12 protein-coding genes are annotated in these 16,083 nt (G+C 60.6%); 7 read left to right on the plus strand and 5 right to left on the minus strand.

The window, feature by feature from the left end:
* Positions 1-3 precede the first annotated feature (3 nt).
* Positions 4-552 carry a GNAT family N-acetyltransferase gene (locus ENTCL_RS18870; protein ID WP_013367741.1) on the plus strand — a complete coding sequence of 183 codons (549 nt, stop codon included), beginning with the start codon at positions 4-6 and terminating at the stop codon, positions 550-552.
* Here the strand turns inward: ENTCL_RS18870 and tsr are convergent.
* The gene (gene tsr, locus ENTCL_RS18875; RefSeq protein ID WP_013367742.1) at positions 549-2,216 is read right to left on the minus strand and encodes a methyl-accepting chemotaxis protein; all 1,668 of its coding nucleotides are present in this window, start codon (positions 2,214-2,216) and stop codon (positions 549-551) included. The two genes, ENTCL_RS18870 and tsr, sit on opposite strands and share 4 nt — an antisense overlap.
* Before the next feature lie 333 nt (positions 2,217-2,549).
* Here tsr and ENTCL_RS18880 point away from each other — a divergent pair, with 333 nt between their 5' ends.
* The 3 genes from ENTCL_RS18880 to yjiA all read left to right on the plus strand — a co-directional run bounded on the left by ENTCL_RS18880 (position 2,550) and on the right by yjiA (position 5,967).
* Positions 2,550-4,703, plus strand: a complete 2,154-nt coding sequence (locus tag ENTCL_RS18880) for a carbon starvation CstA family protein (protein WP_013367743.1) — start codon at positions 2,550-2,552, stop codon at positions 4,701-4,703.
* Positions 4,704-4,799: 96 nt separating this feature from the next.
* Positions 4,800-5,003, plus strand: a complete 204-nt coding sequence (locus ENTCL_RS18885) for a YbdD/YjiX family protein (RefSeq protein ID WP_003856610.1) — start codon at positions 4,800-4,802, stop codon at positions 5,001-5,003.
* 10 nt (positions 5,004-5,013) lie between these two features.
* Positions 5,014-5,967 (plus strand): GTPase, encoded by a 954-nt coding sequence (gene yjiA, locus ENTCL_RS18890; RefSeq protein WP_013367744.1) that lies wholly within the window; start codon positions 5,014-5,016, stop codon positions 5,965-5,967.
* 50 nt (positions 5,968-6,017) lie between these two features.
* On the opposite strand, the gene ENTCL_RS18895 is transcribed toward yjiA, so the two are convergent.
* Together ENTCL_RS18895 and ENTCL_RS18900 are read right to left on the minus strand one after the other, a co-directional pair.
* On the minus strand, positions 6,018-7,376 hold the full coding sequence (locus tag ENTCL_RS18895; RefSeq protein ID WP_013367745.1) for an esterase-like activity of phytase family protein: 1,359 nt from the start codon (positions 7,374-7,376) through the stop codon (positions 6,018-6,020).
* A 118-nt stretch (positions 7,377-7,494) separates the two neighbouring features.
* A complete protein-coding gene (locus ENTCL_RS18900) occupies positions 7,495-10,035 on the minus strand; it encodes a penicillin G acylase (protein WP_013367746.1) in 2,541 nt (846 codons plus the stop codon).
* 384 nt (positions 10,036-10,419) lie between these two features.
* On the opposite strand from ENTCL_RS18900, the gene xapA reads away from it, so the two are divergent.
* From xapA to ENTCL_RS18915, 3 genes are read left to right on the plus strand one after another with little or no spacing between them, the layout of a single operon-like run.
* Positions 10,420-11,253 (plus strand): xanthosine phosphorylase, encoded by an 834-nt coding sequence (gene xapA / locus ENTCL_RS18905; protein ID WP_013367747.1) that lies wholly within the window; start codon positions 10,420-10,422, stop codon positions 11,251-11,253.
* Positions 11,254-11,297: 44 nt separating this feature from the next.
* Entirely contained in the window at positions 11,298-12,500 is a 1,203-nt protein-coding gene (tsgA, locus tag ENTCL_RS18910; RefSeq protein WP_013367748.1) for an MFS transporter TsgA, read from the plus strand.
* Between the two features lie 24 nt (positions 12,501-12,524).
* Complete coding sequence (locus tag ENTCL_RS18915) at positions 12,525-13,457, plus strand: LysR family transcriptional regulator (protein WP_013367749.1); 933 nt, start codon at positions 12,525-12,527, stop codon at positions 13,455-13,457.
* Here the strand turns inward: ENTCL_RS18915 and ENTCL_RS18920 are convergent.
* Positions 13,438-14,457 (minus strand): Ldh family oxidoreductase, encoded by a 1,020-nt coding sequence (locus ENTCL_RS18920; RefSeq protein WP_013367750.1) that lies wholly within the window; start codon positions 14,455-14,457, stop codon positions 13,438-13,440. The genes ENTCL_RS18915 and ENTCL_RS18920 overlap by 20 nt on opposite strands.
* Positions 14,458-14,471: 14 nt before the next feature.
* Positions 14,472-16,073 carry an APC family permease gene (locus ENTCL_RS18925; RefSeq protein WP_013367751.1) on the minus strand — a complete coding sequence of 534 codons (1,602 nt, stop codon included), beginning with the start codon at positions 16,071-16,073 and terminating at the stop codon, positions 14,472-14,474.
* Positions 16,074-16,083: the final 10 nt, after the last annotated feature.

Consider the following 16,083-nt stretch of genomic DNA (forward strand, 5'->3'; position numbering starts at 1 on the left):
GCGATGAAGAATCAAACTATAGCGCTCAACCTTACGATTCGCCCAGCGTCGGACGCCGACATTGTGCAGCTCCCGGCAATTGAACGTTCCGCCGCGCGGCGTTTTCGCACCGTCGCGGGCCTTGCCTGGCTTGCGGACAGCGAAGGGATAGATATCGACGCGCACCGTCAGGCCGCCGCCGCGGGCGGCAGCTGGGTGGCGGCCGTCGGTCGCGTTCCCGTCGGCTTTATTCTGGCAGAGCCCCAGAGCACGGCGCTGTTTATCCGAGAAATCTCCGTTCACCAGGCGTGGCAGGGGCGGGGAATCGGCCGGGCGCTGCTGGCGTTTATTGCCGATGAGGCCCGCGCGCGCGGCTGTACGGCGCTGACGCTGACCACCTTTCGCGACCCGTCATGGAATGCGCCCTTGTATGCCCGGCTGGGGTTTTGCGAGCTCGATGAAGCGGAGATGACGCCGGCATTGCGGCAGAAGCTTGCAGAAGAGGCGGCGCATGGCCTGGCGCGAGAATCGCGCTGCGCCATGCGCCTGATGCTTAACCGGCGAGCCGATTAAAACGTTTCCCAGTTGTCCCCGGCGTCGGTCGCCGCCGCTTTACGCAGGGCAGCGGGCTTGTGCTCATGGGTGTCAACGGCGCGCGCGCGCTGGGCGGAGGCCTGCGCGTGCTGAATGCGGAATACCGCAACCGCCTGGGTCAGACGGCTGGCCTGCTCTTCCAGCGCTGCCGCTGCGGCGGCGGATTCTTCCACCAGCGAGGCGTTCTGCTGGGTCACGCGGTCCATTTCAGCAACCGCCAGGCCGACCTGGTCGATGCCGCGGCTCTGCTCGTCAGAAGCCGAGGCAATCTCGCCCATAATATCGGTCACGCGGGTCACCGCGTTGACAATCTCATCCATCGTCTCACCGGCGCTTTCCACCAGGGTCGACCCAACGTCCACGCGGCTGACGGAGTCTTCGATCAGGCTCTTGATCTCACGAGCCGCCTGGGCGCTGCGCTGCGCCAGGTTACGCACCTCGCCGGCCACCACCGCAAAGCCGCGACCCTGTTCACCCGCACGGGCGGCTTCAACGGCGGCGTTCAGCGCCAGAATGTTGGTCTGGAAGGCAATACCGTCAATCACGCTGATAATATCGGCGATTTTCTGCGAACTGGAGGAGATGTCGCGCATTGTCTGCACCACGTTATCCACCACTTTACCGCCTTTTTGCGCGGTTTCAGACGCGCTCAGCGCCAGATGGCTCGCCTGACGGGCGTTCTCGGCGTTCTGCTTCACCGTAGCCGTCAGCTGCTCCATGCTGGCTGCCGTCTCTTCCAGCGACGCCGCCTGCTGCTCGGTGCGCGAGGAGAGATCGTTGTTGCCCATCGCGATTTCGCTGGCGCCGCTGTAGATAGCGTCCGCGCCGTTACGCACTTCACCCACCGTGCGCATCAGCTCGCTCTGCATGTGGCGCAGAGAGTCGGCCAGCTGGCCCATCTCGTTGCTGCCCTGCACGTCGATAGGTTTCACCAGATCGCCGCCCGCGATGTGGCGGATGCTGTCGATAAGGCGAGTCAGCGGATGGATAAGCGTTTTGTGAATGCCCATCCAGACAACCACGATAACCACCAGCACTGCAATCATCACGCAGATCAGCACCCAAATCGCCTGGTTGTAGGAGCTGTTGTTATCCGTCACCGCCAGTTCGTACAGGTGGTCGTTCTGCCCGAGGTAGTTCACATAGGCTTTTTCGAAACCGTTCTGATAGCCCTGGGTCGGCTGGTCGAAGAAGTCGTTGATTTTACCTGCGCCCAGCAGCTGAATCAGCTCGGCCAGCGCACCGTGGTAAATATCGTAATTACGTTTGATTTCCAGGGACGCGGCTTCATCCTGGCGCGGGTCGCGCGGCAGCGCTTCGTACTCCGCCCAGCGTTTTTCCGCTTCATCAAGGGATTTGGTGGCGATTTGCATCAGCTCGTTCACCGTTGCCCCGCTGCCGATATGGTTCTGATCCATCATGTAGCGGATCCCGGCGCGGTTCAGGGTGTTACGGGTCTGCAGCAGCGCAACCCAGCTGCCGTTCAGCGTGGACTGCTGCTGGCGAATCGTCTGCAGGACGGTGAAGTTTTCTTTGTCATGCTTGAGGGAGTTAAAGAACAGCCCTCCTGATGTCAGCTGCAAAAGACCAAATAACACAAGAACCAGCACGAGGCTGGTGACAATTTTAATACGGTTTAGCATGTTGTTTTTTTCCAATGGTGAGTTATCGGGGTTTTCGGCCAAAAAAGCGAAAACTTTAGCCAGCAATCACCTCACCGCTGGAAAAACGCGCGATTTATGCGAACAAAAACGCCGCGATGCACAACGTGATCTTCATCACATTTCTTGATTTGTCAGCCACTTAGCCGAACCGCTTACGCCGACAAACAACCACTCAGCGGCGCATACAACCACTCAGCCATTTTCCGCCCCGCCTACGCGCGATGCTCTGGCAAAATCGCTCCTAACCTAAGCAATACCTCACGCAAAGCAACACAGACCTCACTATTCATCCTAAAAAAGCCAGGTTTTACTATGGATACGAAAAAATACCTTAAGCACATACCCTGGATGCTCCTCGGGATCATCGGGGCATTCTGTTTGTCGGTGGTGGCACTCCGCCGGGGCGAGCACGTCAGCGCCCTGTGGATCGTCGTCGCTTCCGTTTCGGTTTATCTGGTAGCTTACCGCTACTACAGCCTCTATATCGCGCAGAAGGTCATGAAGCTCGACCCGACGCGCGCCACCCCGGCCGTCATCAACAACGACGGCCTGAACTACGTGCCGACCAACCGCTACGTGCTGTTCGGCCACCACTTTGCCGCCATCGCAGGCGCCGGTCCGCTGGTCGGCCCGGTGCTGGCCGCCCAGATGGGCTACCTGCCGGGTACCCTGTGGCTGCTGGCGGGCGTGGTGCTGGCGGGCGCGGTGCAGGACTTCATGGTGCTGTTTATCTCCTCGCGCCGTAACGGTTCTTCGCTCGGCGAGATGGTGAAAGAAGAGATGGGCCGCGTGCCGGGCTCCATCGCCCTGTTCGGCTGCTTCCTCATCATGATAATCATCCTCGCGGTGCTGGCACTGATCGTAGTGAAAGCGCTGGCGGAAAGCCCGTGGGGCGTGTTTACCGTCTGCTCCACCGTGCCGATTGCGCTGTTCATGGGCATCTATATGCGCTTCCTGCGCCCGGGCCGCGTGGGCGAAGTGTCGGTGATCGGTATTGTGCTGCTGGTCGCGTCTATTTACTTCGGCGGCGTGATTGCCCACGACCCGTACTGGGGCCCGGCGCTGACCTTTAAAGACACCACCATCACCTTCGCGCTGATCGGCTATGCCTTTATCTCCGCCCTGCTGCCGGTCTGGCTGATTCTGGCGCCGCGCGACTACCTGGCGACGTTCCTGAAAATCGGCGTTATCGTCGGTCTGGCGCTCGGCATCGTGGTCCTCAACCCGGACCTGAAAATGCCGGCAGTGACCCAGTACATCGACGGCACCGGTCCGCTGTGGAAAGGCGCGCTGTTCCCGTTCCTGTTTATTACTATTGCCTGCGGCGCGGTTTCAGGCTTCCACGCGCTGATCGCCTCCGGCACCACGCCGAAGCTGCTGGCGAACGAAAAAGACGCCCGCCTGATCGGCTACGGCGCAATGCTGATGGAGTCCTTCGTGGCGATCATGGCGCTGGTTGCGGCGTCCATCATCGAACCAGGCCTGTACTTCGCGATGAACACCCCGCCAGCCGGTCTCGGCATCACCATGCCGAACCTGCATGAGATGGGCGGCGAAAACGCGGCGATGATCATGGCTCAGTTGAAAGACGTGAGCACCCACGCGGCGGCGACCGTCAGCTCCTGGGGCTTTGTTATCTCTCCTGAGCAGATCATGCAGACGGCGAAAGACATCGGCGAACCGTCGGTGCTGAACCGCGCAGGCGGCGCGCCGACCCTGGCGGTGGGTATCGCCCACGTGTTCCACAAGGTGCTGCCGATGGCCGACATGGGCTTCTGGTACCACTTCGGTATTCTGTTCGAGGCGCTGTTTATCCTGACCGCGCTGGACGCCGGTACCCGTGCGGGCCGCTTTATGCTGCAGGACCTGCTCGGCAACTTCGTGCCGTTCCTGAAGAAAACCGACTCCCTGGTGGCGGGCGTTCTGGGCACCGCGGGCTGCGTTGGCCTGTGGGGCTACCTGCTGTATCAGGGCGTGGTTGACCCGCTGGGCGGCGTGAAGAGCCTGTGGCCGCTGTTCGGTATCTCTAACCAGATGCTGGCGGCCGTTGCGCTGGTGCTCGGCACCGTGGTGCTGGTGAAGATGAAGCGCACCAAATACATCTGGGTCACCGTCGTTCCGGCTCTGTGGCTGCTGCTCTGCACCACCTGGGCGCTGGGTCTGAAGCTGTTCAGCAGCAACCCGCAGATGGAAGGCTTCTTCTTCATGGCTAACCAGTACAAAGAGAAGATTGCCGCAGGCGGCGCGGACCTTACCGCACAGCAGATTGCCAACATGAACCATATCGTGGTGAACAACTACACCAACGCGGGTCTGAGCATTCTGTTCCTGGTGGTGGTGTACAGCATCATCTTCTACGGCATCAAAACCTGGATGAAGGCACGCAACATCGACGCCCGCACCGACAAAGAAACCCCGTACGTACCGGTGCCGGAAGGCGGCGTGAAGACCTCTTCACACCATTAAAAAAATGGCGGGTGGCGCTACGCTGACCCGCCCTACACAGGAACTGTAGGCCCGGTAAGCATAGCGCCACCGGGCTTTTCCTGTCTGGAACCCACAATGTTTGGTAACTTAGGCGAAGCAAAAAAATACCTCGGTCAGGCGGCAAAAATGCTGATTGGTATTCCGGATTACGACAACTACGTCGAGCACATGAAGACCAACCATCCGGACAAGCCGTACATGACCTACACCGAATTTTTCCGCGAGCGTCAGGAAGCGCGCTACGGCGGAAGTGGAGAAGGCGGCGTCCGCTGCTGCTAAAGGAGAGACCATGAGCCCGATTGCCGTTACCCTGCTGACCGGCTTTCTCGGCGCGGGAAAAACAACCCTGCTGCGCCATATTCTGAACGAACAGCACGGCTTCAAAATCGCCGTCATCGAAAACGAGTTTGGCGAAGTCTCGGTGGACGACCAGCTGATTGGCGACCGCGCCACGCAGATCAAGACGCTGACCAACGGCTGCATCTGCTGCACCCGCTCCAGCGAGCTGGAAGACGCCCTGCTCGACCTGCTCGATAGCCGCGATCGCGGCGACATCAACTTTGACCGTCTGGTTATCGAATGCACCGGCATGGCCGACCCGGGACCGATTATTCAGACCTTTTTCTCCCACGACATTCTCTGCCAGCGCTACCTGCTGGACGGCGTGATTGCCCTGGTCGACGCGGTTCACGCCGACGATCAGATGAACCAGTTCACTATTGCTCAGTCGCAGGTGGGTTACGCCGACCGCATTCTGCTGACCAAAACCGACGTGGCGGGCGGAAGCGAAAAGCTGCGCGAGCGCCTGACGCGCATTAACTCGCGCGCCCCGATTTACACCGTGACGCACGGCGATATCGACCTGTCTCAGCTGTTCAACACCAACGGCTTTATGCTGGAAGAAAACGTCACCGCAAAACCCCGCTTCCACTTTATGGCCGACAAGCAGAATGACGTCTCGTCCGTCGTCGTCGAGCTGGACTACCCGGTGGATATCAGCGAGGTATCGCGGGTGATGGAGAATCTGCTGCTGTCGTTCGCCGATAAGCTGCTGCGCTACAAAGGCATGCTGTGGATTGACGGCGAGCCAAACCGCCTGCTGTTTCAGGGCGTCCAGCGCCTCTACAGCGCCGACTGGGACCGACCGTGGGGCGATGAAACGCCGCACAGCACAATGGTGTTTATCGGCATCCAGCTGCCTGAAGAAGAGATCCGCGCGGCGTTTGCGGGTCTGCGCAAATAACAATACCCCCCTGGCCCTCTCCCCGAGGGAGAGGGCCAGGGGGAGGGAATTTACATTAGCGCCTCAGGCAGCGTCACAATCCACAGCTCGCTGTCCGACTCCGGTTTCTCCAGCGGCCTGATGCCGATAGTGGCGGCAACTGTATTGCCATCAACGCTAAGCGCGCCCTGCTCGTTGACCCGGTAATCCTTAAGCTTTTTGCCCGCGACCGGGTTTTGCATCACCGTTTTCACGCCAAAGTCGTTATCGTTCGCCACCGCCAGGGTTTTGCTGTCGATCAGCGCCAGCCCCTCGGCTTTCTCCTGCTGCCAGCCAAGCTGGCGCAAATCGACCGCCAGCGTTTTGTCGGCAAGCGTAATCCCGCGCGCGGCCAGCGCGCTGGCGTCAGCAAACTCCGGATACTCGCCCGGCTTATCGAACGCCGCCAGGTCGCTGGCCTTGCTCAGGTCTACCTTATAGATAAGGTTACGCATTGCGCCGTCCCTATCGCCGCCCTGCTCGATAATCAGGATGTGCTGATTGTCGAGCGCCACGATATCGCCCACCTTGGCATCGCTATTTTTGGCGTAGGCCGCGCTGTCTATCGGGTAGCCGTACATGGCGGTTTTTCCGGTCGCCGGGTCGAAGCTCACCAGGCGGGTAAACAGCGCGCTTTTTTTGCTCTTGCCGTCGATATCCAGCGTGCTCTGCACCGCCGCGAGAATACGTCCGTCCGGCATGCGGGTGACGCCTTCAAAGCCGCGGTTCGGCTGGCGCCATTTGATAATGTTCGGCAGCCCCCCGGCGATGGCTTTCTCCCCCTCCGCCGCCTGCGGTCCGTGCATAGCGAGGATCTTGCCCTGGCGGTCAACGTTAATCAGGAACGGCCCATACTCATCGCACAGCCAGTAGCCGCCCTTACCGTCCGGGGTTATCCCTTCGGTATCCAGACCCCGGTTATCGCCGCGCAGCGTCTTCAGCGTATCGCTGAGCGCCACTTCGTTGGTCGAGCCAATCACCCCGCTTTGCAGCGGCAGGCCGTTTATGTTGCCTTTATCGTCGTGCAAAGGGCGGATATCGCTGGCCTCCGCTTTACCGTTTTGCACGCGGATGTTCACCAGCAGCGGCGCAAAATCCGGCGCGACGAAAATTTTGGCCTCGTTTTTACCGACGTTGGGCGAATCGGCATTCGGGCCGCGATCGGTCACGGTGACAAACGTCAGCGCATCGCCCTGCCTGCCGGTAAACAGCAGGCCAGAGCCAATACCGACCGGCAGACCGTTCGGAAACGCGCCTGCAAACGCGCCGTCGTAGCGGACGTGGGAGCCTTCCGGGAAGCTCACCACATAGCGCTCGGCCTGCGGTGCCGCCGCCAGCGCGGAGAAAGAGAGCGTACAGCCGATAACCAGAGGAATAATTTTGATTTTCATATTGTTAGCGTCCTTGTAGTGGAGCTAACACCGTAATGAGCCAACGTGTCAGAAAAATGACGTCGGGTTGAAACATTGCGGCGCGCCAGCGAAATTCCCCGCGCTGGCGCGCCTGCTTTTACGGTTTAAGATGCAGAATCTCCTGCGATTCTTTATGGGCGTTCACCTCCTGCGGCGTCAGCCACAGGGGTTTACGACCAAAGGTTTCGTACATTTTCAGCTGGTCGTCATAGTGTTTATCAACTGTGCCGTTCGGCGCGACGAACCCGCTCTGGCCGGGAGCAACAACATCCCACGCCAGCACCGGCGTTTTCTGTCCCGCCGGAGAGAAGACAATCATGTCGTTTTCCGTTCCGCGGTTCTGATACTCCGCCTGATGCCTGGCCTCCTGCGGCGCGGCCTGCGGTACGCCAAAGAAGTTATTGGCGCGGAAGGTCAGCGCCATGGCTGGCGTTTTCCACTGGCTGATATCCGTACCGTAGCGTGCGCAGAGCGTCTGCCATGCCTCCTGCAACGCCTCGAGAATTACCGCCTGCTGCGATTTTCCGCCAAACAGATCGACCGCTTGCCCGATCGCCGAACGGTCGCCCTGCAGCGCCTCGTAGAGAATTTTCGCGCCGACGCTGATGTTGAGCGACCCGGTAGGCCCATCCTGCGTTGTTTCATACCCGCTGGCGCCGTACCACTGGTTAAACGGCGCAGGGACGGCGGCGACCACGGTCTTCTTCAGCATGCTGGTAAGCCAGGCATTGAGAATAGCGGAGCCCGGCTGCTGCAGCGTTTTGCCATCGGCAGCCAGCCGGTTTTGACCATCCCAGCGGCTGAGCAGGCTCACCATCTGCTGACGCGGATCGCTTTGCGGCAGCGACGCCGTCGCCCCCTGCAACGCAGGCAGGAACAGGCGCAGGTTGAGATCCTGACGGCTGGTTTTTCCGATCAGATCCCATGCCTGTTCATAGGTAAACGTCGGCTGCTTATCGATAAGCCGGGCTATCTCGGTCACACGATCGGCCCCGCCCCACAGGAAGGCGAACAGATCGGAAGCCGGATAGTTCTGCTGCGGCGCGTTGTTCCAGTTGGCGATATAGCCCGATGCCGGGTTATACACCTTCGGGTTCAGCGCAAACGGCAATACCCCCTGCCAGTCCCATTTTCCGGTCCCCGGTACCGGCAGACGCGGGTCGTGTCCGGGCTGGCGCTGCGGGTATGCGCCGGTATGCACATAGCCGATGTTGCCGTTGACGTCGGCGTAATACCAGTTGATGGTCAGCGCCTGCTTCGCCGCCTGCTGCGTCCACTCCTGCCAGTTTTTAGCCTTCATCTGGTGCGTCCACGCCAGCAGCGAGGCGACCTCTTTACCGTCCCATGCCCGCGCTTTGGCATAAGCGGTGTGCGTGGCGGGGTCGGTTTTAATGACGTTGCCATGCACCGTACGATACACGGTGAAATCCACCGCCTGGGCGTCTTTTACGTTAATCACCTCATCGCGGCTGAGCATTTTCACCCACTGCCCATTATGCAGGTAATAACCCGGTTTTTTGTCCGACAGCTGTTCAGCGAAAATGTCGACATCATCGCCAAAACCGGCGGTAGATCCCCATGAAATCGCGCCATTGTGGCCAAAAACCAGCCCCGGATATGCAAACGGCGTATTGCCGGTCACATCATACCCCGCGCCGTGCAGGCCGATGCCGTAGGTGTACGCCGGGGCATACCAGCCAAACTGCGGGCCGTTAACCATGATCGCTTTTGCATCCTGCGCTTTGCTTTTGCCGATCACCCACATGTTGCTGGTCGTCGGGTAGCCCGCCAGGCCGTTAGCGCCGCTGCGGGCAAACTGTGCGGCGATAGTGGCGCGGTTTTGCGTCGCCGTCAGCGCCAGCAGCGCGCCGTCATCGCCTTTCGCCAGACGCTCCAGCATCGGTGGCGATTGATCGTAGCGCGGCAGCAGCGCCGCAGTTTGCGTTTTGTTAAGGTCGAATGTCAGCGGATAGCGGCTTTCCTGCGGCGCGATGGTGGTGGGAGCATTCGGGTTTACCAGCCATTTCAGCTGGTTAAATACCGCCATGCCCTGCTTCGCGCCGTACTTATCCTTCAGCGCCGTCAGCAGCGCAAGGTTATCGATCTCGCTGGTGCTGTCCGAAAAGCGGTTCGCCATGGTGCCGACAAACACCATCGCCACATCAAAGGGTTGCCAGTGCTGGGGTTTGAAGCCAAAGGTAGTGAACTGCTTTGGCATCAGCGTGTCAGGATGGCGGTTCACCTCGTCAATCCAGGCGTTCATACCATCGGCATAGCCCTGGAGGATTGCCTTATCTTCCGCCGGCAGCGCGGCGATTTGCGCGTGAATCGATGCGGGCCAGTAGTTCTGGCGAATGTCCTTGTCAAAATTCAGATACTGGCTGCCCAGCACCTCCGAGACCGTTCCCTGGGTACTGCGACGCGCCATCTCCATCTGAAATAAGCGATCCTGCGCCACCACGTAGCCATACCCATAAAACAGGTTATGCGTGGTGCTGGCGTAAATGTGCGGCATTCCATACTCATCACGAACGATCTTCACCTCTGCGGCGGGACTCTCCGCCAGCGCCGACAGGCTCAGACTGCAGGTCAGGGCAACAGCAATACCGTTCACGATCATACTTTTTCTGTTTTTCATTGTATCCTCTTGCAGGTGTATGATTAGCGACTTGATACTAGCAACAGGTCAATGTTTATCCAGAAACATGATTTAGTTTCTCTGCGAATTGTGAGGGTGATAACTAATTAATGATTCAATTAAGTTAATAAATTAATTATTTGAGAATCATTTAATAACCCGAAAAACAAAGGTAAAAAGCGCTCTGGCCCCGGTGAGCTTCATCACAGTTCCTGGCAACCGTTAATCCTCTGGCAGCCCCATCAATACGCCTAACCTCTTGATATTTCATCCACCCAGCGCTCATCAATACAAAACCCGAATCAATCCCCGCGTTAATCATATTGGAACCCCAATCGTTGCCCTTCGAGAATAAGCGCAAACCACGCTATGAAGGAGCGCCTGATGTCCCGTTCGATGTTTAACGATGCCCCGTATGAAGCCGCCGAGATCCTGCGCGGCGCAAAACCCGGCTTCGCGCCGCGTATGGCGATGATCCTCGGCTCCGGCCTCGGCGTACTGGCCGACAGGCTGGAAAACAAAACCGTCATCTCGTATGAAGAGCTGCCGGGCTTTCCGGTCAGCACCGTCATCGGCCACGCCGGTGAGGTGGTGATGGGCAGCCTGCACGGCGTCGACCTGCTGTGCATGAAGGGCCGCGGCCATTTCTATGAGGGCGTCGGGATGGGCATCATGACCCACGCGGTGCGCACCTTTAAGCTGCTCGGCTGCGAATTCATGTTCTGCACCAATGCCGCCGGTTCGCTGAATACCGATATCCCGGCTGGTTCGCTGGTGGCGCTGAGCGACCACATCAACACCATGCCGTCGACGCCGCTGGTCGGCCCGAACGACGAGCGTTTCGGCCCGCGCTTCTTCAGCCTTGCCAACGCCTATGACCGCGATCTGCGCCAGCAGCTGCACGCCACCGCCCGCGAGCTGAACCTGCCGCTGCACGACGGGGTCTTTGTCTCCTACCCCGGCCCCAACTTCGAGACCGCAGCGGAAATTCGCATGATGCAAAACTTGGGCGGTGACGTGGTAGGCATGTCGGTGGTGCCGGAAGTCATTGTCGCCCGCCACTGCGGCCTGAAGGTGCTGGCGGTCTCCGCCATTACCAACATGGCGGAGGGGCTGAGCGACGTGGAGCTGTCCCATGAGCAGACGCTGAAGTGCGCCGCCATGGTGACCGACGACTTTATCCGTCTGATAAGCCAGTTCGTGAAGAACTGCCGCTGACCCAAAGCCACAGGCGGGCAGCGCGCCCGCCAGGAGAACCGCAGATGCCAGAAAACTACTCCCGCGGCAGCCTGAATGCCATCTCGTACCTGAGCTACTATTTTGTCGGCGCGCTGGTGTCGACCCTGGGCATCGTCCTTGGGCCGCTGTGCGCCGCCTTTCATAAGGACCCGAGCTTTATCGGCCAGGTCTTCACGCTGATGAATATCGGCATGTTCGTACCAATCATGCTCGGCGGGCTGCTGATGAAAAAATGGGGGCTGCAAAAGCCGCTGGCGGTCGCGGCGCTGCTCACTCTCGTCATCAGCGTCGCGCTGTTCGCCGCCCCGACGCTCACGATGTTCAGCGTCGCCGTCGCGGTGATTGGCGCCTGCGGCGGCATCTTTATGACCATCGGCAGCTATCTGGTGGTACGCATCAACCCGGATGAGAAAAGCCGCTCGTCAAGCCTGATTTTTACCGACTTTTTCTTCAGCCTCGCGGGGGCGACGCTCTCCTTCCTGCTGGCATGGATGTTCAAACTCGGCGCCAGCTGGATGGCGATGTACGCCATTATGGGCGCTCTGGGCGTACTGATGCTGCTGCTGGTGCTGCGCGCCCGCTTCCCGAGCGCGGAGGCTCAGCCTCACGACGCGCGGCATGCCGACGCCGCCGTCGCGGAGCCGTGGGGAATGTCGGTATGGCTTATCTGCCTGGCGCTGTTTTTGTTCCTGCTGGCGGAGCCGATTTTCACCATGTGGACGCCGGGGTATCTGCAGTCGCGCTTTGCGATGCTGCCCGAGCAGGCGGCGCTGTATACCACCGTGTACTGGGTTGCCAAAGCCATCGGCCTGTTCCTCAACCAGTTTACGGTGAAGTGGATGAAGCTGCGCACCTTCCTGCTGATTTGCACCCTGGTCGGCATGGCGTCGGTCACGCTGATTACCAACAGCGCCAATGGCACGCTGATTCTGCTCGCCTGCGGCGCCTTCGGTTTCTTTAACTCCGGCCTGTTCTCCGGGTTGATGAGCTACGGTTCGCTGCAGGTCAGCCGCAGCTCGCCGACGCTGATTTCCGCGCTGCTCACCTGCGGCACCGTCGGTACGCTGCTGTTCGCCAGCGTCTCATCGCTGGTCAACGGCCGGTTTGGCCTGCACGGGGCGGTCAATGCCGCAACCGTCGCCTACGGCCTGCTGCTGCTGACGCTTTTGGCCGCCGTACTGCGCAGCAAAGCGGAGCGCCTGCACCAGACCGCCGCCGCGGTTTGACAGGCCCGGGAGAGGGAGGCAAAAATGGTCGCACCCTCTCCTTATCTGACGACACGCATGACCGACCCTCAGGCCATTAGCCGCATCCGCCTGCGCATGCTGCGCTATTTTCAGGTGCTCGCCGACGAGCTGCATTTTGGCCGCGCCGCCGCCAGGCTCAACATCTCCCAGCCGCCGCTCAGTATGCAGATCAAAGAGCTGGAGGAGATCCTCGAGGTGGATCTGTTCGAGCGCTCAAGCCGCAGGGTGGTGCTGACCCACGCCGGGAAAGTGCTGAAAACCGAGGTCGACCGCCTGCTCAGCGCCACCGAGCAGTCGCTGAACTACGTCCGGCAGATTGGCCGCAGCGAAAAGCAGCATATCAATATCGGCATTATCGGCAGCGCGATATGGGGCACGCTGCTCACCCGGCTGAAGGCTTTTCGCGAGCACAACCCGGACGTCAACTGGACGCTCACCGAGCTTTCCCAGCAGCAGCAAATCGAGGCGCTGCGCGCGCGCACCATCGACATCGCCATCAACCGCAACGTGATCCCCTGCGTGGCGGCGAATATCCGCTGCCAGCTGATTTCCCGCGAAGCGATGCGCCTCGCCGTGCATGAGCACGACCCGCTGGCGCGCCGTCGCCGGGTGTCGCTGGCCGAACTGGCCCAGCGGCCGTTTATTTCGCTGTCGTTCAGCCGGGGGGATTTTGCCCGTCAGGTGAATGACGCCTGCGTGGAGCACGGCTTTCACCCGCTCATCGTCCAGCAGGTCTTTGAGCCGCAAACCGTGCTGGCGCTGGTGAGCGCAGGAAACGGCGTCGCGCTGCTGCCGGAAACCTGCGCCCTGATCCACTGGCCGGGCGTGACGTTTGTGACGCTGGAAGAGACCATTCCCGCCGATCTCTACGCCCTATGGTATGACGAGCCGCTACCGGAGGTGTTCAGCCGCCTGCTTACGGCGCTGCGCGGCTGAGCGCGACGATGTCGTCGTACAGGGAGCGGCTTATCGTCACGCCCTCCCGCTCGCTGCGCTGTCGCGCGAGGAAGCGTCGCTCCCCCGGCAGCCGCGCGCCCTGGGCCTGCAGTTCGCTAAACATGCGCTCTGCCCGCGCCAGGTGGTCTGCGGCCGCATCGCCAAGAAACCGCGCAGGATCGAGCGCCAGAACCAGCTCGCCGCCGTACGGCGCCCCGCCTGCGCCCTCATCCCACGCCAGCGATTCGGCGCTGGTCATATCGCCGATAAGCGGCCCGGCGATAAGCTCGACCATCGCGGCCAGCGCCGAACCTTTGTGCCCGCCGAAGGGGAGCATGGCCCCCTCCAGCACCGCCTGAGGGTCGGTGGTCGGCAGCCCTTCCCGGTCGATTCCCCACCCCGGCGGCAGCGGCGTGCCGCTTCTCAGGTGTAGCTGGATCTCCCCGCGCGCCGCCGCGCTGGTCGCCATATCAAAAATAAAGGGCGGCTTCCCTGCGCGCGGCCAGCCGAACGCCAGCGGATTGGTGCCGAACAGCGGGCGGATGCCTCCGGCCGGGGCCACCCATGCATGGCTCGGGGTACAGGCGATCCCCACCAGCCCGGCCTGCGTGAGCGGCTCCACATCGGCAAACAGCGCCGAATAGTGGACGCAGCGGTTAATCGCCAGCGCCGCGATACCGTTCGCCCGCGCTTTTTCAATCAGCAGCGGCAGCGCGCGGGCATAGGCCAGCAGCGAGCAGGCGCCCCGGGCGTCGGCCCGGACGATGGCCGGGGCGTGGTCAAACACCACCGGCAGCGCCTCTCCCGATATTTTGCCTTTACGCCGCGTCCCGACAATCCCCAGCAGCCGCCACAGACCGTGGGAGGCGCAGCCATCGCGCTCCCCGGCCGTGACGTTATCGGCGATGCTCGCCGCATGGGCATCGTTAAATCCGTTCTCCCTGAGCACCCGGCAGGACAGCGCGTAAGCCTCTGCCAGCGAGAGCGTGACGGTTTCCATGACGGACTCCTTTTTTACTCTTCTTCATCGCCGGTAAAATTCGCCTGGGGCAGACAGGTGCGCGCCCCCCAGTAGTAAATCCCCAGCGACATCGCCGCCACGACCACCGTATCCCAGGGATGGGCAATCGCGCCGATTCCCCCGAAGCTGCCAAGCCAGGAGAACAGCATAATCAGGGCATAAAAGGCGATGAGCCACAGCGAGGATTTCACCTGCTGGGCGAGGCTGACGGTATGAACCGGCACCTTGTTCTTGCACAGGATGTACACCACAAACATCACGATTTGCAGCCCGAGCAGCCACGACAGCGTTCCCCAGCCGGACCAGAAAACGATCAGCGCCGAAATAACAAACGACAGCGGGCCGACGACGGCAAAGCCGCGGACGCGGAACGGGCGCGGCAAATCCGGCGCGTTACGGCGCAGACCCGCCGCCGTCACCGGCGCGATGGCGTAGCTGAGCACCAGCGCCGCCGAGACCACGCTGATAAGCTGCTCCCACGACGGAAACGGCAGCGTCCAGAAAATCGATAAGCCAAACGTCAGCCACAGCGCCGGGCGGGGAATGCCGGACTCTTTATCGATATGGGTGAAAGATTTAAAAAAGGTGCCCGCTTTCGCCCAGCCGTACACCACCCGCGGCGTGGCGTTCATGTAAATATTGCCGGTGCCGCTTGGCGAGACAATCGCGTCGCTCACCACCATAAACGCCAGCCATCCCATCCCGAGGGTAATGGCGATATCACGGTACGGCAGCGAAAACTGCTTACCGATCCCCGCCCAGCCGCCGCTCAGCATCTCCGTAGGGATGCTGCCGAGAAACGCAATCTGCAGCAGCACGTAAATAATGGTCGACAGCACCACCGACAGGATCAGCGCCACCGGGATGGTGCGCTGCGGGTTTTGCACTTCGCTGGCGACGGAGATAATCGGCGTCAGGCCGAGATAGGCAAAAATGATCCCACCGGCGCTGATCGCCGCCTCAACGCCGGACATCCCAAACGGCGCCACGCCCTGCACATGCAGGTTTTCCGGTTTGAAAAAGGCAAACAGGGTAATAACCACCAGCAGCGGTACCAGAAACTTCAGCACGCTGATGACGTTATTTGAACGGGCAAAGGTTTTAACGCTGTAGTAGTTCAGGGCGAAGAAAAAGCACAGCAGCAGGAACTGCACCACCCAACCCAGCAGCGTCGGATCGCTGGAGCCCGGCTGCGTCAGCATCGGGAACCAGGCGGCGGCATACTGCCGGGCGGCGACAATCTCAATGGAGATCAGGCTGGAAAACGCGATAAGCGTGATGAACCCCAGCAGGTACCCCATCAGCTCGCCGTGAGAAAACACCGGGTAGCGAATAATGCCTCCCGCGCGCGGCAGCGCCGCGCCCAGTTCGCAATACACGATGCCCAACAGCAGCACCGCAATACCGCCGATAACCCACGAGGCAATCCCCGCCGGACCGGCGATGGAGGCCACATGGCTGGCGGCGAATAGCCAGCCGGAGCCAAAAATGGCGCCCAGCCCGATAAACGTCAAATCCGTTAACGTCAGCTGCTTCTTAAACTTCCCCGACTCAACAACGCGGGTTTGCGAATTATGCGTAGAGTGAATGGTCATGATGATGCCC

Source organism: [Enterobacter] lignolyticus SCF1 (assembly GCF_000164865.1).
Taxonomy (GTDB): Bacteria; Pseudomonadota; Gammaproteobacteria; order Enterobacterales; family Enterobacteriaceae; genus Enterobacter_B; species Enterobacter_B lignolyticus.

What these genes read in the sequence shown, in the direction of transcription:
- ENTCL_RS18870 (WP_013367741.1), top strand. Translation starts at nt 4, where the DNA reads ATGAAGAATCAAACTATAGCGCTCAACCTTACGATTCGCCCAGCGTCG.
- tsr (WP_013367742.1), bottom strand. Translation starts at nt 2,216, where the DNA reads ATGCTAAACCGTATTAAAATTGTCACCAGCCTCGTGCTGGTTCTTGTG.
- ENTCL_RS18880 (WP_013367743.1), top strand. Translation starts at nt 2,550, where the DNA reads ATGGATACGAAAAAATACCTTAAGCACATACCCTGGATGCTCCTCGGG.
- ENTCL_RS18885 (WP_003856610.1), top strand. Translation starts at nt 4,800, where the DNA reads ATGTTTGGTAACTTAGGCGAAGCAAAAAAATACCTCGGTCAGGCGGCA.
- yjiA (WP_013367744.1), top strand. Translation starts at nt 5,014, where the DNA reads ATGAGCCCGATTGCCGTTACCCTGCTGACCGGCTTTCTCGGCGCGGGA.
- ENTCL_RS18895 (WP_013367745.1), bottom strand. Translation starts at nt 7,376, where the DNA reads ATGAAAATCAAAATTATTCCTCTGGTTATCGGCTGTACGCTCTCTTTC.
- ENTCL_RS18900 (WP_013367746.1), bottom strand. Translation starts at nt 10,035, where the DNA reads ATGAAAAACAGAAAAAGTATGATCGTGAACGGTATTGCTGTTGCCCTG.
- xapA (WP_013367747.1), top strand. Translation starts at nt 10,420, where the DNA reads ATGTCCCGTTCGATGTTTAACGATGCCCCGTATGAAGCCGCCGAGATC.
- tsgA (WP_013367748.1), top strand. Translation starts at nt 11,298, where the DNA reads ATGCCAGAAAACTACTCCCGCGGCAGCCTGAATGCCATCTCGTACCTG.
- ENTCL_RS18915 (WP_013367749.1), top strand. Translation starts at nt 12,525, where the DNA reads ATGGTCGCACCCTCTCCTTATCTGACGACACGCATGACCGACCCTCAG.
- ENTCL_RS18920 (WP_013367750.1), bottom strand. Translation starts at nt 14,457, where the DNA reads ATGGAAACCGTCACGCTCTCGCTGGCAGAGGCTTACGCGCTGTCCTGC.
- ENTCL_RS18925 (WP_013367751.1), bottom strand. Translation starts at nt 16,073, where the DNA reads ATGACCATTCACTCTACGCATAATTCGCAAACCCGCGTTGTTGAGTCG.